15 protein-coding genes are annotated in these 16313 nt (G+C 73.0%); 9 read left to right on the top strand and 6 right to left on the bottom strand.

The genetic code is table 11. From position 1 onward, the window contains the following. Nucleotides 1-63 precede the first annotated feature (63 nt). Nucleotides 64-1164 carry a galactosyldiacylglycerol synthase gene (locus tag ACFYYR_RS29815; RefSeq protein WP_388860382.1) on the bottom strand — a complete coding sequence of 367 codons (1101 nt, stop codon included), beginning with the start codon at nucleotides 1162-1164 and terminating at the stop codon, nucleotides 64-66. A 175-nt stretch (nucleotides 1165-1339) separates the two neighbouring features. On the opposite strand from ACFYYR_RS29815, the gene ACFYYR_RS29810 reads away from it, so the two are divergent. The 5 genes from ACFYYR_RS29810 to ACFYYR_RS29790 all read left to right on the top strand — a co-directional run bounded on the left by ACFYYR_RS29810 (nucleotide 1340) and on the right by ACFYYR_RS29790 (nucleotide 6595). Further along, entirely contained in the window at nucleotides 1340-2125 is a 786-nt protein-coding gene (locus ACFYYR_RS29810; RefSeq protein ID WP_388860378.1) for an SDR family NAD(P)-dependent oxidoreductase, read from the top strand. A gap of 19 nt (nucleotides 2126-2144) precedes the next feature. After that, nucleotides 2145-3014, top strand: coding sequence for a DMT family transporter (locus ACFYYR_RS29805; protein WP_388860471.1), 870 nt, complete (start codon nucleotides 2145-2147; stop codon nucleotides 3012-3014). Then, nucleotides 3008-3799 carry a polysaccharide deacetylase family protein gene (locus ACFYYR_RS29800; RefSeq protein WP_388860375.1) on the top strand — a complete coding sequence of 264 codons (792 nt, stop codon included), beginning with the start codon at nucleotides 3008-3010 and terminating at the stop codon, nucleotides 3797-3799. Before ACFYYR_RS29805 ends, ACFYYR_RS29800 begins: the two co-directional genes overlap by 7 nt. A gap of 31 nt (nucleotides 3800-3830) precedes the next feature. Further along, complete coding sequence (locus ACFYYR_RS29795) at nucleotides 3831-5162, top strand: DUF2254 family protein (RefSeq protein ID WP_388860372.1); 1332 nt, start codon at nucleotides 3831-3833, stop codon at nucleotides 5160-5162. A 245-nt stretch (nucleotides 5163-5407) separates the two neighbouring features. Beyond that, the gene (locus ACFYYR_RS29790) at nucleotides 5408-6595 is read left to right on the top strand and encodes an acyl-CoA dehydrogenase family protein (RefSeq protein ID WP_388860369.1); all 1188 of its coding nucleotides are present in this window, start codon (nucleotides 5408-5410) and stop codon (nucleotides 6593-6595) included. Between the two features lie 153 nt (nucleotides 6596-6748). Here the strand turns inward: ACFYYR_RS29790 and ACFYYR_RS29785 are convergent, their stop codons facing one another. Further along, nucleotides 6749-7156, bottom strand: a complete 408-nt coding sequence (locus ACFYYR_RS29785) for an ATP-binding protein (RefSeq protein ID WP_388860366.1) — start codon at nucleotides 7154-7156, stop codon at nucleotides 6749-6751. 7 nt (nucleotides 7157-7163) lie between these two features. Further along, a complete protein-coding gene (locus ACFYYR_RS29780; protein WP_388860363.1) occupies nucleotides 7164-7583 on the bottom strand; it encodes a hypothetical protein in 420 nt (139 codons plus the stop codon). A 184-nt stretch (nucleotides 7584-7767) separates the two neighbouring features. Here ACFYYR_RS29780 and ACFYYR_RS29775 point away from each other — a divergent pair, with 184 nt between their 5' ends. The 3 genes from ACFYYR_RS29775 to ACFYYR_RS29765 are packed head-to-tail and all read left to right on the top strand — an operon-like array spanning nucleotide 7768 to nucleotide 10286. Continuing rightward, complete coding sequence (locus tag ACFYYR_RS29775) at nucleotides 7768-8868, top strand: hypothetical protein (RefSeq protein ID WP_388860360.1); 1101 nt, start codon at nucleotides 7768-7770, stop codon at nucleotides 8866-8868. Between the two features lie 13 nt (nucleotides 8869-8881). Further along, the gene (locus ACFYYR_RS29770; RefSeq protein WP_388860357.1) at nucleotides 8882-9547 is read left to right on the top strand and encodes a YdcF family protein; all 666 of its coding nucleotides are present in this window, start codon (nucleotides 8882-8884) and stop codon (nucleotides 9545-9547) included. Next, the gene (locus ACFYYR_RS29765; protein WP_388860354.1) at nucleotides 9519-10286 is read left to right on the top strand and encodes a WbqC family protein; all 768 of its coding nucleotides are present in this window, start codon (nucleotides 9519-9521) and stop codon (nucleotides 10284-10286) included. Before ACFYYR_RS29770 ends, ACFYYR_RS29765 begins: the two co-directional genes overlap by 29 nt. 142 nt (nucleotides 10287-10428) lie before the next feature. Here the strand turns inward: ACFYYR_RS29765 and ACFYYR_RS29760 are convergent, their stop codons facing one another. The 3 genes from ACFYYR_RS29760 to ACFYYR_RS29750 all read right to left on the bottom strand — a co-directional run bounded on the left by ACFYYR_RS29760 (nucleotide 10429) and on the right by ACFYYR_RS29750 (nucleotide 13463). Further along, nucleotides 10429-11664 carry an RNA polymerase sigma factor gene (locus tag ACFYYR_RS29760; protein ID WP_388860351.1) on the bottom strand — a complete coding sequence of 412 codons (1236 nt, stop codon included), beginning with the start codon at nucleotides 11662-11664 and terminating at the stop codon, nucleotides 10429-10431. A 1-nt stretch (nucleotide 11665) separates the two neighbouring features. Further along, nucleotides 11666-12079, bottom strand: coding sequence for a YciI family protein (locus tag ACFYYR_RS29755; RefSeq protein WP_388860348.1), 414 nt, complete (start codon nucleotides 12077-12079; stop codon nucleotides 11666-11668). Nucleotides 12080-12485: 406 nt separating this feature from the next. Beyond that, entirely contained in the window at nucleotides 12486-13463 is a 978-nt protein-coding gene (locus ACFYYR_RS29750; protein WP_388860345.1) for a helix-turn-helix domain-containing protein, read from the bottom strand. A 488-nt stretch (nucleotides 13464-13951) separates the two neighbouring features. Between ACFYYR_RS29750 and ACFYYR_RS29745 the strand changes: the two genes are divergently transcribed. Then, a complete protein-coding gene (locus ACFYYR_RS29745) occupies nucleotides 13952-16282 on the top strand; it encodes a tetratricopeptide repeat protein (protein WP_388860342.1) in 2331 nt (776 codons plus the stop codon). Nucleotides 16283-16313 lie beyond the last annotated feature (31 nt).

Raw genomic sequence — 16313 nt, 5'->3', positions numbered from 1 at the left:
CGCTGTTCATGTCCATGGGGCTTCCGCACCCCGCGACGTCAGGGCTCCCGGGGCCGGTCCTCTTCACGGCTCCCGGGGCGCTGCCCCGGTCGGCGGCTCGGCGACGTGGTCGGCGGCGTCCGACCGGAACGCGGACCTCCCCCGTGCGATCTGCCGGTATCGGTCCCGCCCCGGGGCGACGAGCGCGTCCACCGCCGACAGCAGATCCCGCGGCCCGGAGGCCAGGACCGACAGACCGGCCGCGGCCATCTCCCGTACGCCGTGGGCGCCGTGGCCGGCGAGGGGGCGGTACCCGATCACCGGGAGCCCCGCCGCCAGGGCCTGGACCGCCGTCTGGCCCGCCGCGTTGTCCACCAGCAGCCGGGCCGCCGCCATCAGCCCCGGGAGATCCGCCACCCAGCCCAGCGCCAGGACCCCCGGCAGCCGGGCCGCCCGGTGCCGCAGCCGCCGGTCGTGGCCGCAGAGCAGCACCGGGAGACACCCGTGGCCGGCCAGCGCTCCCGCCGTCTCCAGCAGCCCCGGGCCCACCCCCCAGGCGCCCGCCGAGAGCAGCACCGCCGGCCGGCCGTCGGCGCCCACCGGCGAGTCCCGCCACAGCGGGGAGGGCGCGGGAGCGTGGAAGCCCGGCGGCACCACCGGTCCGCACGCGACCGCGGGCCTGCCGGTGCCGGACCGCGCGGCCCGGGCGCCGGCCTCGGTCAGGCAGAGCTGGAGGTCGTTCCCCGGGTGCAGCCAGCCGCGGTGCAGGGCGAAGTCGGTCACCACGACCGTGCTGCGCACCCCGAGGGCCCCGCGCGCCCGCAGCCGTCCGGTGACCTGCGCCGCCAGATGGAAGGTGGACACCACCCCGTCCGGCCGCCACCGGTCCACCACCTCCCGCACCGGCCGCTCGGCGACGGCGGCCAGCGGGGAGACGTCCGGCCGCGGCCCCGGCCCGCCCGCGAGGAACGTCCGGTAGATCCCCGCATAGAGCCCGGGCAGCCGGCGGACGGCCGTGCGGTAGAAGGACCGCAGGGCCGGACCGGCCCCGGCGGGCAGCAGCGCGAGGAGGTCCTGCCGCAGCACTGTGTGCCCCCGGTCGCGGAGCCGCCGCGCCAGTTCGTCCGCCACCGCGTCGTGGCCCGCGCCCATGCTCGCGCTGATGAGCAGGTATCGCCGCTCCATGGGACCCACCATGCCCAAGGGACCGCGCCGGAGGGCCGAATGCCGCACCCGGATGGTGCGCGGTCGACCTGTTCGGGTGGATGAACCCGGCGACCGTGAACAGGCGGGCGGGACGGGTAGCCAGGATTCTGGAGGAGCCACTGCCCGGCCCTTCCGAGCCCCCGGAGGATCGACGATGCCCTACAGGTCCCGGCGCCCGTCCGCGGGCGGTGCGGTACGGCCGGTGGCGCTGATCACCGGGGCGTCCTCGGGCATCGGGGCCGCCGTGGCCGCGCGGATCGCCGCCGAGGGCGGCTGGCGGCTGCTGCTCAACGGCCGGGACGAGGAGCGGCTGACGGCCGTCGCGCAGGAGACCTCCGGCATCCCGCTGCCGACCGACCTCACCGACCCCCGGGGCCGGGAATGGCTCGCGGCGCGGGCGCTGCACCGGGAGGGCAGGGTGGACGCGCTGATCGCCGGGGCGGGGATCGGCTGGGCGGGCCCCTTCACCCGGATGCCCGCCGGTGCCCTCGACGCCGTCCTGTCGGTCAACCTGTCGGCCGCCCTGCACCTGGTACGGCTCGTGCTGCCCGGGATGGTCGCCCGGGGGACCGGCCACATCGTCCTCATCGGCTCCATGGCGGGCTGCGTGGGCGTCCGGGAGGAGGCCGTGTACGCGGCGGCCAAGGGCGGTCTGATGTCCTTCGCGGAGAGCCTCCGCTACGAGCTCGCGCGCACCGGGGTCCGGGTGTCGATGATCCTGCCCGGCGCCGTCGACACCCCGTTCTTCACCCGCAGAGGGGTCCCTTACCACCGCAACAGACCCCGGCCGGTCCCCGCATCCCGGGTCGCCGACGCCGTGTGGTCGGCCCTGGCCGCCGGGCGGGACGACGCGTTCGTCCCGCCGTGGCTGGCCCTCCCCGCCCGGGTCCACGGACTGGCCCCCGGGGTCTTCCGCGCACTGGCCCGACGCTTCGGCTGAGGAACGGGGCCACGGGGTGCTGACGGTGCTCTCGATCTGCCTGGCGCTGCTCGCCGCACTGGGCAACGCCGTGGCGTCGGTGCTCCAGCGCCGCGCCGCCGCCGACGAGAAGGCGGGCCGGCCCACCCCGAAGGTCTCCTGGCTGTTCCATCTGCTGCGCCGGCCGGTCTGGCTGTGGGGGGCCGGCGCGCTCGCGCTGTCCGGCGCGTGCCAGGCCGCCGCGCTCGCCACCGGTCCGCTGGCCGTGGTGCAGCCCGTGATGACCACGGAACTGCTGTTCACGCTGGTGGTGGGCAGTGTGGTGTTCCGCAGCCGGCCCGACCGGCGCACCCGGTGGGCGTTCGTGGCCATGGCCGCCGGGCTGGCCGCCTTCCTGGCGCTCGCCTCGCCCTCGGGCGGCCGGTCGACGGTGCCCGGGAACCGCTGGCTGGTGGTGGCGGCGTCGGTCTCCGCACTGGTGCTCGTCCTGGTGGTGACGGCACTGCGGCTGCCGTCCTCCCCGCGGGCCGCGGTGCTCGGCACCGCGACCGCCATCGGCTTCTCCTGCACCGCGGCGCTGATGAAGGACGCGATCGGCCGGCTCACCGACGGCGTCGGGGCGCTGCTGACGGCCTGGCAGACGTACGCCGCGCTGGGGGTCGGGCTGCTCAGCTTCCTGCTGCTCCAGGCCACCCTGCGGGCCGGCACCCTGGTCGCCTCCCAGCCCGCCCTGACCCTGGGCGACGCCCTCCTCAGCGTCGTCCTCGGCGCGGTGCTCTTCGACGAGGAACTCGCCCTCGGCCTGCGGATCGTCCCCGAGGCCGCGGCGCTGACCGTACTCGCCCTGGGCAGCGTGCAGCTGGCCCGGTCGCCCGTCGTGGCGGGCCAGGGAAAGGAAGACATGTGGTGAACGCGCCCCTGCTCCGCCGGGCGGCCGCCGGTACCGTCCTCGCCGCCGCGGCCTGGCACATCGGACCCGCGGCCACCTGGCTGCCCGCCGTCCGCAGGACCCTGGGTCCGGCGCTGGACGGACAGGGCGACCACGGCCATGTGGCCCTCACCTTCGACGACGGCCCGGACCCCCGGAGCACCCCGCTCTTCCTGCGGGAACTGGACCGGCTGTCGGTGCGGGCGACGTTCTTCGTCCTCGGCAGCGCCCTGGAGCGGCACCGCGCCCTCGGCCGGGAGATCGTCACCGAGGGCCATGAACTCGCCGTCCACGGCTGGCACCACGAGCACCCCTGGACCCCCCGCCCCCGGCGGGACGCCCACGAGCTGCGGCGCACCGTGGAGGCGGTCCGCCGGCTGGCGGGCCGACGGCCCCTCTGGTACCGCCCCCCGTACGGCATCCTCACCGCCGGGCGCTGGGCCGCGGCACGGCGGGCCGGGCTGCAGCCGGTGCTGTGGTCGGCCTGGGGCCGCGACTGGACCGCGCGGGCCAGCCCGGACACCGTGCTGGCCGAACTGAACCGGACCCTGCGCGGCGGCACGACGGTGCTGCTGCACGACTCGGACAGCACCGGCGCCCGCGGAGCCTGGCGCGCCCCGCTGGGCGCCCTGCCCGATCTGATCGCGGCCTGCCGCGAACACGGCCTCGCCGTCGGGCCGCTGGCCGAACACGGGGTGCGGGGACACCGCGGCCCGGTACGCCCGCCCGTGGCCCGCGCGGGTGGGATGCCGCTGCTGTGGCGATGACGAGGTGCGGCCCACCGGAGGGAGGCGTTCCGTGCAGCTGACGGCGAACGGCCGGGGCGCCGTACGGCTCCGTCCCGGCGGCCCGCTGCGGCGGCCGCGCCGCGGCCTGCGCCGGGGCGGGTCCCAGCTGATCTGCGCGCTCGCCGGGTTCTTCGGCGGTCTGTTCGCCCACCGGATCCCGGTGTCGCCCGAGGTGGACGGCGAACGGGTGGCCGGCCTGCTGTTCACCGTGGGCTTCGGGGTCGTCAGCCTGGTGAGCCTCCTGTTCTCGGTGCTGTATCTCGTCGTGCAGTGGGCGTACAGCAACCTCACCCCGCGCCTCGGGCTGTTCCGGAACGCCCCCATCGTCTGGCGCACCTTCGCCTTCGCCATCGGGGTGTTCGTCTTCTCCGTCACGGCCGGGCTGACCATCGGCGCCCGGGACCGGGTCACGGTCGCCGTACCGGCGATCGACATGCTCCTCGCCCTCGCCGCCCTGGCCCTGATGCGGACCCTCCAGGTGCGGGCGTTCGACTCGATCCAGCTGGCCCCGACCCTCGACGCGATCACCCAGCGGGCGTACGCCGTCCTGGAGGCCCGCCACCCGCATCCGTTCACCGGAGAGGAACCGCCTCCCGGCTTGCCGCCGGACCGCGAGCGGGCGGGGAGCGTCGGGACGGGGGGTGAGCGGGACGGTGGGGTGTGGACGGGTGGTGAAGGAGGGGGTGGTGACCGGCCGGCCGGTGAGCGCACGGACCTCTACTGGAACCGTCCGGGCGCCGTCCTCCAGCAGGTCGACGTGGAGCGGCTGCTGACGGCCGCCACCGCGCACGACAGTGTGGTCGTCCTCCGGCCCCGGACCGGCGGAACGGTCGGCCGCGGCACGGTCCTCGCCTCCGTCCACGGCGGCCCGCTGCCCGCCCATGAGGTGCTGCGGTCCGTCATCACCGGCCCGGAGCGGACGTTCGACCAGGACCCCGGTCTGGCGTTCCGGCTGCTGGCCGACATCGCGCTGCGCTCGCTCTCCCCGGCGGTCAACGACCCGGCCACCGCCGTCCAGGCGCTGGACCACACCGAGGAACTGCTGGCCCTGGCCGCCGTCCGGGACCTGGGAACCGGGCGGCTGGCGGACGCCCGCGGCCGGACGCGACTCGTCATGGACGTCCCGGACTGGCCGGACTGGCTCGGTACGGCCGTGGACGACGTCATGGTGGCGGCCGAGGGCTCGCCCATGGTGCTCCTGCGGCTGCGCGCCCTGTTCCACCGGCTCGCCCGCGAGTGCCCGGAGCCGCGCCGGGAAGCCGTGGCGGTGCGGCTGCGGCAGGTGGAGGCGGAGTGCTCCCGCCGTTACCCGCTGATCTGGAACTCCGCCACTGCTCGCTGAGCTGGAACGTCCGCACTGTTCCTGCTGTGCGGGGTCCGCACCCGTTCCCGCTGTGCGGGGTACCGCCCGGCGGAGTGTCGGAAGTCGGCCAACATCCGGACCCGCATCGCGTCTTCCGGATTTATGGAACGCGTTCTACTCTGTGCGCCGCCGCAGCGACAGGACTCCACGACAGCGACAGGACTCCGGGACAGGACTCCAGAACAGGGCTCCAAGACAACAGGGACAGGACTCCGGGAGGGGCCGTGCATCTCGAATACACCCCCGAACAACAGCAGCTCCGTACCGAGCTGCGCGGCTACTTCGCCGAGCTGGTGCCCGACAACGCGTACGCCCGGTACGGCGATCCGGCCGACCAGAAGCGCTTTTACCGCCGGACCGTGCGCCGCCTCGGAACCGACGGCTGGCTCGGCGTCGGCTGGCCCACCGAGTACGGCGGCCGCGGCATGAGCCCCATGGAGCAGTTCATCTTCTTCGACGAGGCCGCACAGGCCGGCGTCCCGCTGCCGCTCATGGCCCTCAACACCGTCGGGCCGACGATCATGCAGTTCGGCACCGAGGAGCAGAAGCGCTCCTTCCTGCCGAAGATCCTCGCCGGGGAGATCGACTTCGCCATCGGCTACAGCGAACCCGACGCCGGCACCGACCTCGCGTCGCTGAAGACCCGTGCCGTACGGGACGGGGACGACTACGTCGTCAACGGCCAGAAGATCTGGACCACCAACGGCGATACGGCGGACTGGGTGTGGCTCGCCGTCCGCACCACCCCCATCGAGCACGGAGTGCCGCCGCACAAGGGCATCAGCATCCTCCTCGTGCCGACCACCGACCCCGGCTACTCCTGCACCCTCATCCGGACCCTCGCCTCCCACGACACCACCGCCAGCCACTACGAGAACATCCGCGTGCCCGTCAGCCGCCGGGTGGGGGAGGAGAACCAGGGCTGGCGGCTCATCACCACCCAGCTCAACCACGAGCGCGTCACCCTCGCCGCCCACGGCACCATGGCGATCCGCGCCCTGCACAACGTCCAGCGCTGGGCCGCCGACACCAAGCTCACCGACGGCCGCCGGGTCATCGACCTGGGCTGGGTCCGCAGCCGGCTGGCCCGCACGCACACCCGCCTCGACGCCCTGAAGCTGCTCAACTGGCAGATGGTGGACGCCCTCCAGCGCGGCGCACTCACCCCGCAGGACGCCTCCGCCGTCAAGGTCTACGGCAGCGAGGCACGCCGGGACGCCTACGCCTGGCTGATGGAGGTGGTGGCCGCCGCCGGCCCGCTGAAGGAGGGCTCCGCGGGCGCCGTGCTCCACGGCGAACTGGAACGCGGCTACCGCAGCGCAGTGATCTTCACCTTCGGCGGCGGCAACAACGAGATCCAGCGGGAGATCATCTCCTGGATCGGCTTGGGAATGCCACGGGTGCGGCGGTAGGCCCCTCTGACTCTGCGTTCCGGTCTCCTGAGTCAGGAGACCAGCCGCCTGCTGCGTTCGCAGTTCAGGGCCAGTGCGAGCGGACTTGAGCAGCCGTCGTCAAGGAGGCTCGGGCGGGCTGTCCCTGTGCGTGTAGGGCGAGCACAGGGGCGACTAGGGTGCCCCTGGGGTGGCTGGGGCAGTCTTGAAGCGGGACCAGACGGCTTTGCCCGTCACTCCGCGATCTTCGATGCCCCAGTCATCGGAAAGCATGTCGACGATGTGCAGGCCGCGGCCGGAGGTGTCGTCGTCGGTGGGGCTTCGGCGCTTGGGCCGGTGGGGGCTGGAGTCCTGGACCTCGACGCGGACGATGTCGTCCTCGACGCTCATCGTGACGTGGAAGCCATGGCCGCAGCATGTGCCGTGCGTGAGGGCGTTGGTAGCCAGCTCGGAGACACAGAGGCGGACGTCTTCGGCCCTCCCTTCCAAGCCCCAGGCGGCGAGGGTGCGGAGGGCGAAGTCACGGACCTGACCCACGGATTCGGGGTCGGGCGCAAAGAATCTCTTGATGGCATCGGGCATGGCAGCCTCATGTCTCGGTGTCCACGGTAGGGGCAGAGCTGGGAGTGCTGCGGCGACAGCGATCCGATGTCCGGCGGATCGTCCTGTTGCCGCGGGCGAGTATCAGCCGCACTCCTGAGCCGGTGATCTGCAGTCGCCGCTCGACGGCTATCGGCTTGGGCCCCAGATGGGAGGCGGCAGGCAGAACCACGCCATAGACATCCGGCAGGTCGAGCACATCCAGCAGGCCGGTGAACGCCGTGCTGAAGGCAGTCGCGGTGCTGTCGCGTTCGATGAAGATGGCACCCAGCACCAGCTCGTGGCTGTGGCAGTACTCCACCAGGGCCCCGGTCAGGGCCGTCTGCCGGGCGGCAGCCTGCTGGGGGAGCCGGAGGAAGCCGTAGACGGTCGGGCCGTTCACCGTGCGATGCTCCGTGAGGGGATCCACTTGTGTGTCCTTTCGAAGGATGAATGGAGGCGGGAGGCGGGGTCGGCCCGACGGGACCGGGCCAGCACTCCGAGAGTGGCCCTGTTCCAACTCCTGGAAAATGACTCGTTGTTGTACTTCCGTTGCACTTGCGTGCCCCATCTGCCTGCATCGTGCTTCGATGCTGTGCGGAAGGGAGTGACGTGTGGCGACCGTGCACCACTGGAGTGGCCTGGAGGCTCATGCCCTGCAGCTCGCGCTACGGATGAGCGTCAGGGTCTTTGCCCAACACCTCGGGGTCGCTCAGCGCACTGTCGCCAAGTGGAACAAGCTCCTCGAGTCCACCGAGCCGAGGGCTGACACGCAGGCGATCCTGGACACCGCGCTGGCCCGTGCAGATGCCACGGTGCATCTGCGGTTCGAGACACTGCTGTCCGAAGCAGGTCGCTCCGCGGCCGGGCCGGGACGGCGGGTGACTGCGTCCGGCCCACGAGCCTGGGAATACGAGTCCTGGGCCGATGACCTGGACCGGGTTGTCGTTGCGCTGTCCCGCCAGAGTTTCGCGTTCGCCGACAACCTGCTGAGCCGCTGGCTGGGCCGCTTCGAACCGGTCGAGCTGGACGACAGAGGCCTGTATCTGTTCGCCCGCTCAACGGCCCTGCTCGGTGATCTGCAGCGTGATCAGGGCGCCGTGCTGGGGCCGCTGTCAGCCCAGCACTCGTATGTGGGCGCGCGCTCGGCGTTCACCCAGCTCGACATCCCCCGCCGCATCGCACAGCTCGACCTGTCGCTCGCCGTGGTAGCCGAGATGTCCGGCAAACTGGAGACCGCTGCCCGTCACTACGAAACTCTGGCGGTGGATGACCGGCTCTCCCGCCGAGACCGGGCCAGGGCCCGGCTGTGGGTGGGGACCGCGCTGAGCAAGGACGGCAACCATGACTATGCCGCTCGCGTCATGCTCGCCGCGACCCGTGACTTCGAGGACCTGGCCGAGCCCGACGACTGGTCCATCGCCCACCAGAAACTCGCCCTCGCCCATCGCGGCGCCGGCGACCTCACCAAAGCCCTGCAGTTCATCGACATCGCACGCAGCACCGCCACGACCGACTCACCGATGCAACGCGTGCGTCTGGACACCGCCCATGCTCACATCCTGCTCTCCGACCCGGCCACCCGGGATGATGGACTGCAGGTTCTCGACGGGGCCGCGAAGATGGCCGCGCAATACGGCATGAGCCACCAACTTCGCAGCATCGGGGGCATCCGGACCACGATCCAGGGGACACGACGTCCCAGGCAACGGTGAGCAGGGAGAAGCAGTGACGGAACAGCAGCGGGCCGTCTCCGAGGACCAGTGGCGCAACGCGAAACTGATCTGGGACTACCACCAGATGCATCACCAGCTGAAGCCTTGCGATGTGGCGATCGGGCTGGGCAGCCACGACCTGCGGGTCGCGGCCTTCACCGCCGACCTCTATCACCAGGGGTTCGTACCGACTCTCGTGTTCACCGGCGGCAACAGCCCCAACACCGCCGCCCGCTTCCCGCGCGGTGAGGCTGTTCACTTCCGTGACCACGCCATCGGCATCGGCGTCCCCGCCGACGCTGTCCTCATCGAGCCGGACGCCGCCAACACCGGGCAGAACATCGCCTTCACCCGTGAGGTGCTGGCCGCGGCCGGCATCATGCCGGCATCCGTGCTGTTGACGGCGATGCCCTATATGGAACGACGCGCCTATGCCACCTGCCGCAAGGTCTGGCCCGAGGTGGAGGTGATCTGCGCGTCCGAACCTCTGGAGTTCGACGACTACCTCAAGGCGATCGGCGACGAAGCCTTTGTCACTCACATGCTCGTCGGCGACATGCAGCGGGTCATCGAGTACCCCCGGCTCGGCTTCGCCATCGAGCAGGACGTCCCGGAGGACGTGCATGCCGCCTACGAATCCCTCATCCGCGATGGCTTCACCAGTCGCCTCCTCACCTGACCTGCCATTACCCGGCGGGCTGTGCGCGATCCACCAGCCCAATCTGTTCCCGCGGCTGACCACCCTGGCCAAGCTGTTCGCGGCGGACTGCTGGATCGTCCTGGACGACGTCCAGTTCACCCGCCGCGACTACCAGCATCGAACCCGCCTCGCCTCCCTGCCCGACGCGCAGGACCGCCGGTGGCTCACCATCCCCACCCACCTGCCCCACGGCCGTCGGACAGCCATCCGGGACGCACTGATCGTCGAACCTCTGCGGTCCCGGCGCAGAACCGCGCAGATGTTGCAGCAGTACTACGGAGCCAGCCCCCACTGGCCCGCCTTCCAGCAGGCCCTGACCTCGCTTCTCGACCTGTTCGACACCACCGAGAAGACCGCTGATCTAGCCGAGGCGTCCACCCGTATTCTTCTGAACCTGTTGGGCTGGACCGGCTGCGTCCTCCGCAGCAGCAGACTTCACGCCAGGATGGGCCGCTCAGAACGTCTCGCCGACCTTGCGGCCCTCACTGGTGCCAGGTCGTATCTGTGCGGAACTGGCGGCATGAGTTATCTGAACACCGCCCCCTTCCGCGCGCACGGTCTCACCGTCACTCCCTTCACCACCCCCGCCGCCGGCCTGTGGCAGACCGGTCGCGAGGCCAGTGCGGTCCGGGCGCTGATGCAGCTCGGGTGCAAGCCTCTGGCCGCCACTCTGCGAGCCGCCGCCGCCGGCCAATCAGGGCCCCAGCACGCACCATGAGCCCCCAGACCCCGATCCGTATGCCGATAGACCGCACCAGCGGGCCTGCATGTGCAGGGACGGCACGTACTCGGCCTGGTCACACCCTGCTCAGTTCTGCGTGACATTCCGAGCGCGACCCGTCGGCGACACCGGCGGACGTTCAGTGCGGCCGGCGGGCGTTGAGCCGGGCGGCCTGGCGGGTCAGGTGGTCGCGTTCGGCGAGGTTGGGTGCCTGGTGGGCCGCCTCGGCGTACAGCCGTGCCGCCGTCTCCAGGTCGCCGTCGCGCTCGTGGAGATAGGCCGCCACGGCGGTGTAGCGGGGCACGGGATGTCCCCTGCTCGAAGAGATCGGGTCGGAGTCCCTTCTGCTCGGTGAGCTCGGGGTGGGATCCCCCTTGCCCGACGTACCGGGGGAGGAGTCGCCCAGCTCCGCGAGTGCCGCCAGGCCGGCGCGTGGTCCGTCGGCCTCGCCGACGGCCACCGCGCGGTTGAGCCGGACGACCGGGCTGTCGGTCAGGCGCAGGAGTTCGTCGTACCACTCGACGATCTGCACCCAGTCGGTGTCCTCGGCGGTGGGCGCGTCGGCGTGGAGCGCCGCGATGGCGGCCTGGGCCTGGAACTCGCCCAGCCGGTCGCGGGCGAGGGCCGCCTGCAGGATCTCGATGCCTTCGGCGATCGCCGCGGTGTCCCACCGGCCGCGGTCCTGTTCGGCGAGCGGCACCAGGCTGCCGTCGGGCGCGGTCCGGGCGGCGCGACGGGCGTGGTGGAGCAGCATGAGGGCGAGCAGCCCCGCCACCTCGGGGTGGTCGTACGCGGTGGCGAGCTGCCGGGTGAGCCGGATGGCCTCGGCGGCCAGGTCGACATCGCCGGAGTAGCCCTCGTTGAAGACCAGGTAGAGGACGCGCAGCACGGTGGCGACGTCGCCGGGCCGGTCGAACCGTACGTCGGAGACGGTGCGCTTGGCCCGGCTGATGCGCTGCGCCATGGTCGCCTCGGGCACCAGGTACGCCTGGGCGATCTGGCGGGTGGTCAGCCCGCCGACAGCGCGCAGTGTGAGCGCGACGGCGGACGACGGCGTCAGCGACGGGTGGGCGCACAGGAAGTAGAGCTGGAGCGTGTCGTCCACCGCGGGCACGGGCCCGGACGCCGGCTCCTCGTCCAGACGGTTCTCGCGCCGGCGGCGGGCGGCGTCCGCGCGGGCGGCGTCGAGGAACCGGCGCCAGGCCACGGTGACCAGCCACCCCGTCGGGTCCCGCGGAGGGGTGGCCGGCCAGGCCCGGAGGGCCTCGACCAAGGCGTCCTGCACCGCGTCCTCGGCCGCCGCGAAGTCGGCTCCGCGGCGGACGAGGATCGCGAGGACGCTGGGCGTGAGGCTCCTCAGCAGGACCTCGTCCACCTCAGTGGCACTCCGTGACGGTGGGCGACGCGGTCAGGAACGGGCGCACCTCCAGCCACTCGTGGATCGGCTTCCCGCCCGCGCCGGGGGCGGCCGACAGTTCTCCGGCCAGCTCGACGGCCCGGTCGTAGCTGTCGACGTCGATCACCATCCAGCCGGCGATGAGGTCCTTGGTCTCGGCGAACGGGCCGTCGGTGACCGGCGGGCGCCCCTCACCGTCGTACCGGACCCACGCCCCCTCGGGGGCGAGCGCCTGACCGTCGACGAACTCGCCGGTCTTCTCCAGCCGGGCCGCGAAGTCCTGCATGTACTGCACGTGGGCCGTGATCTCCTCCGGCGCCCACTGGTCCATCGGCACGTCGTTGACCGCGGCCGGGGCGCCCCGGTAGTGCTTGAGCAGCAAGTACTTGGCCATGATGCTTCTCCTCGGTGCTGGTGCGACCCATTGTGGTCGCGTTCACCTCGGGGACGGAGCCGGCCACGGGTTCTCGACATCACCGAGCGAAGTTTTTTTCGGCGCCCTCGTGGATGCCCCGGATGAGCCGTCCCGCGGGCCCGGGTCGGGGCCCGTCGGGGTCCGACCCGGGCCCACGGCGCGGCGCGAGGGCCGGAACGAGGGACGAGGGCGGAACGGGCGCCGCCGAACCGGACCGCCTCACCGGCCGGACGGCGACCGCAGACACGGACGGCGACCGCAGACACGGACGGCGACCGGAGACCGGACGGCGACCGCAGACACGGACGAGACATGACCACGGCCTCCGGGACCGGGGTGGTCGGTCTCGGACGCCGTGGTGTCATGGGGGCGCGTGCAGCGAACTTCAGCTCGTCGGGCACTTCATCGGGCACTTCCGGTACTCGCCGGGTGGCATCCCGTAGACCGCCCTGAACGAGCGGTTGAAGTCCGACGCCCGTGAGAACCCCCACCGCGCCGCCACCGCATGCACCGGAACCTCCGTCAGCGCCGGATCCGTGAGATCGCGCCGGGCCGCCTCCAGCCTGCGCCGCCTGATCCACACGGCCACGGTCGTCTCCTCACCCTTGAACAGACGGTGCAGATAGGACACCGAGATGTGATGCGCGGCCGCGACGTCCCCCGGAGACAACTCCGGATCGTGGAGATGGGCCTGGATGAACTGCTTCACCTGCAATAACAGCGCCCGCTGCCGCGCCCCCTCCGGAAGGCACCGCTCCGCCTCCGCCGCGTGTGCGAAGAGCGCGGCCACCAGGTCCACCAGCACCGCCCCCAGCCGGGGCCCGTCCTCCGGCCGGTAGCGTGGCGCATCCGTGACGACCTGGGTCAGGAACTGCGTGGTCAGGGCCACCATCCCCGTGCCGGCCGGCGCCCGCCGCGGCACCCCGCGCCGGAGCAGCTTCGTCGGCAGCGGCAGCAGAGCCTTCGGGATCTCCACCCCCACCAGGGACACCGGCTCGTGCCCCGTGCGGATCTCCCATGGCACCGACGAGTCGTTGATGTGCAGGTCGGAGGGCCGGTAGACCGCCTCCTGGTCGTCCCAGCTCCCCACCCCGGAACCGTCGACGAGCACCGACAGGTGGAACAGTTCGGGATCCGACCGTCGCACCAGCCGCGGCGTGCGCCGGATCACCAACTGCTGGAACCTCGCCGGCCATAGGGTCACCGCGCCCAGATCCAGCACGCGCTGCACGGCCCGGAAGTCGTCCGCGTGCTCGCTCTCCATGCGCACCGGCGCGTGCGTCCGCCCGACCAGATCCGCCCAGTACGCCAACCGGTCCGGAGCCGCCACATCCTCGCTCCGGAGCAGAGTTTCGCTCAACATTCGTACCGACCCCCGTCTCACTCACGAATGGAACAGCACGACGGTAGTCCCGTCCGCGGACAGTCGGCGGGGCGGAGCGGATGCCGCACGGTCACGCCGTCCTCTCGCCGGGCGCTGCCGCGACGGCGATCACCGGGCGACGGGCATCGGCAGCCGCGCCGCGCCCGGCTCACCCGGCCTCCGGCGGACGAGCCGTTGCCGCGGCGCACGGGAGCACGCGCGCACCGCGCCTTGTCGACGTGCGCCCGCCGGCGCTCCGCCCCTCCGCCCCCCGGCCACGGCGACGGGACCCGGCAACCGCGGGCCGGGGGCCGGATCACGGCGGCCGGGAACCGGTGGTGCCGGCCGTCGCGGTCGGCGCTGCCGCCGGAGCCGTCGCGCGACCGGGGCCCGGCCACCCGCACGTCGCCCTACAAGCACCGCGAACCGGCCGCCATACTGGACGGACCGGGGAGAGCGCAGCGAACTGACGGGGGCGACGGCAGGCAATGGGGGACAGCAGGCTGATCCACGGCCGGTACCGGCTGCTCGACCGGATCGGGCGCGGCGGTATGGGCGAGGTCTGGGCCGCCCGTGACGAGTCGCTGGGGCGCCGGGTCGCCGTCAAGTGTCTGAAACCGCTGGGCTCGCCCCAGGACCAGTCCTTCACCCGGGTGCTGCGCGAGCGCTTCCGCCGCGAGGCGCGCGTCGCGGCCGCGCTCCAGCACCGCGGGGTGACCGTCGTCCACGACTTCGGGGACGACGACGGCGTTCTCTATCTCGTGATGGAGCTCCTCGACGGGCGCAATCTCAGCCAGCTGCTCCAGGACAACGGGCAGCGGCCGCTCGCCGTTCCCGAGGTCGTGGAGATCGCCGGCCAGGTGGCGGGCGCGCTCGCCTACACCCACCGGCAGGGGGTCGTGCACCGGGACCTCAAGCCCGCCAACATCATGCGGCTGGCCGACGGAACCGTGAAGATATGCGACTTCGGCATCGCCCGCCTCGGCGACGACATCGGGTTCAGCGGGCGGCTCACCGGCATCGGCATCGCCATGGGCACCCCGCATTACATGTCGCCCGAGCAGATCACCGGCGGTGGCGGTGTGGACCACCGCAGCGACCTCTACTCGCTGGGCTGCGTGCTGTACGAGGTCGCCACCGGGGCGCCGCCGTTCGACCTCGAGGACGCCTGGTCGGTGCTGGTGGGGCACCGCGACACCGTGCCCGAACCGCTCCGGGCGCACCGTCCGGAGATCCCCGAGTTCCTCGACCGCATCGTGCTGGAGCTGCTGGCCAAGGACCCCGAGCACCGGCCCCGGGACGCCGCCGTGCTGGAGGACCGGATCCTGTCCGCCGTCCACCCCCGGCCCGGTCCGGGGACGACCGCGCTGCTGGGCGCGCCCGGTCTCCTCCGGTCCGGGGTGCTGCCCCCGGAGGTGCGCCCCGCCCCGGCCGTCCGGGCACCCGCCCCCGACTACGCCGGCGTGGGCGCCGTGGCGACGGGAGCGCCGGGCGGGTGGGCCGCCGCCCCGGGCCTCCCCGGCTGGGCCCACGGCATGACCCTCGGCTCCCGGGCCCACGGCGGCCGCGGCACCGTCCTGCCCGCGGCGTGGACCGCGCTGACCGGGGAGTGGACCGCGCCCACCGACGCCCGCACCACCTCCCCGCCGGTGCCGGGCCGGTCGGCGCCGTCGCCGGAGCTGCTGGCGGGGCTCCGCGGCCGGCACAACGCGGGCCTCAGCCTGAGCCGGCTGGGCCGCTGGGAGGAGGCCGGGGAGGTGCACCGGGCGGTCGCCGCCGAGCGCGAGCACGTCCTCGGCCCGGACCACCCCGACACCCTGGCCAGCCGTTACGAGGTCGGCTACACCCTCAGCAGACTCGGCCGCCCCGGTGACGCGCTGCGCGAGTTCGGCCGGGTCGCCACCGGCCGCGATCGGACCCTCGGCGCCGAGCACCCGGACACGCTCGCCGCGCGCCAGGAGAGCGCGTACGCCCTCAGCCGGCTCGGCCGGCACTTCGAGGCCCACGAGCTGTACGGCGACGTGCTCGCCGCCCGGGAGCGCATCATGGGGGCCGACCACCCCGACACCCTGCGCTGCCGCCACAACCTCGCCTACAACCTGAGCCGGCTGGGCCGGCTGGAGGACTCGTACACGATGGCCCGTGAGGTGGCCGCCGCACGGGCCCGGGTGCTGGGGCCGCAGCACCCGGACACCCTGGTCACCCGGTACGAGGTGGCCTACGTCCTGGGCCGGCTCGGCCGCTGGGACGAGGCGCTGCTCACCTACCGCGAAGTGGCCGGGGCCCGCAGCGAGGCACTCGGCCCGGAGCACCCCGACACGCTCGCCGCCCGGTACGAGGTCGGCATCAGCCTGGGGCGGCTCGGCCGCAGCTCCGAGGCGCTGAAGCTCTATCACGCCCTGGTGGACGACCGCACCCGGGCGCACGGCCCGGAGGATCCCGAGACGCTGCGGGCCCGGCACGGCCGCGGCGTCAACCTCGGCCGCCTCGGCCGCTGGGAGGACGCGCTCGCCGAGGCCCGTGAAGTGTGCGCGGTGCGCGAGCGGGTGCTGGGCCCGGACCACCCGGACACGCTGGTCAGCCGTCGCGAAGTCGCCGTCGGCCTGGGCTGGCTGGGCCGCTGGGGCGACGCCCTGACGGTCTACCGCGAGGTCGCCGCCGCCCGGGAGCGGGTGCTGGGCTCCGACCACCACGATGCCCTGACCAGCAGGAACGACGAGGCCCACTGCCTGGAGCAACTCGGGCGCTCCGAGGAGGCGGTCGCCCTCTACCGCCGGGTCGCGGTGCTGCGGCAGCAGCGGGGCACCCCGGGTCTCTGAGCCGGCCCCCCCGCCCCGGCCCCGGCCCGAA

Origin of the sequence: Streptomyces sp. NPDC001922 (assembly GCF_042891165.1) — a bacterium.
Lineage (GTDB): Bacteria > Actinomycetota > Actinomycetes > Streptomycetales > Streptomycetaceae > Streptomyces.
This window is presented reverse-complemented; position numbering and strand designations above follow the sequence as displayed.

Excerpts from the sequence above, each read along its gene's own strand:
- ACFYYR_RS29815 (WP_388860382.1), bottom strand. The coding sequence starts at position 1,164 with ATGGAGCGGCGATACCTGCTCATCAGCGCGAGCATGGGCGCGGGCCAC.
- ACFYYR_RS29745 (WP_388860342.1), top strand. The coding sequence starts at position 13,952 with ATGGGGGACAGCAGGCTGATCCACGGCCGGTACCGGCTGCTCGACCGG.
- ACFYYR_RS29785 (WP_388860366.1), bottom strand. The coding sequence starts at position 7,156 with ATGCCCGATGCCATCAAGAGATTCTTTGCGCCCGACCCCGAATCCGTG.
- ACFYYR_RS29755 (WP_388860348.1), bottom strand. The coding sequence starts at position 12,079 with ATGGCCAAGTACTTGCTGCTCAAGCACTACCGGGGCGCCCCGGCCGCG.
- ACFYYR_RS29810 (WP_388860378.1), top strand. The coding sequence starts at position 1,340 with ATGCCCTACAGGTCCCGGCGCCCGTCCGCGGGCGGTGCGGTACGGCCG.
- ACFYYR_RS29765 (WP_388860354.1), top strand. The coding sequence starts at position 9,519 with ATGGCTTCACCAGTCGCCTCCTCACCTGACCTGCCATTACCCGGCGGG.
- ACFYYR_RS29750 (WP_388860345.1), bottom strand. The coding sequence starts at position 13,463 with ATGTTGAGCGAAACTCTGCTCCGGAGCGAGGATGTGGCGGCTCCGGAC.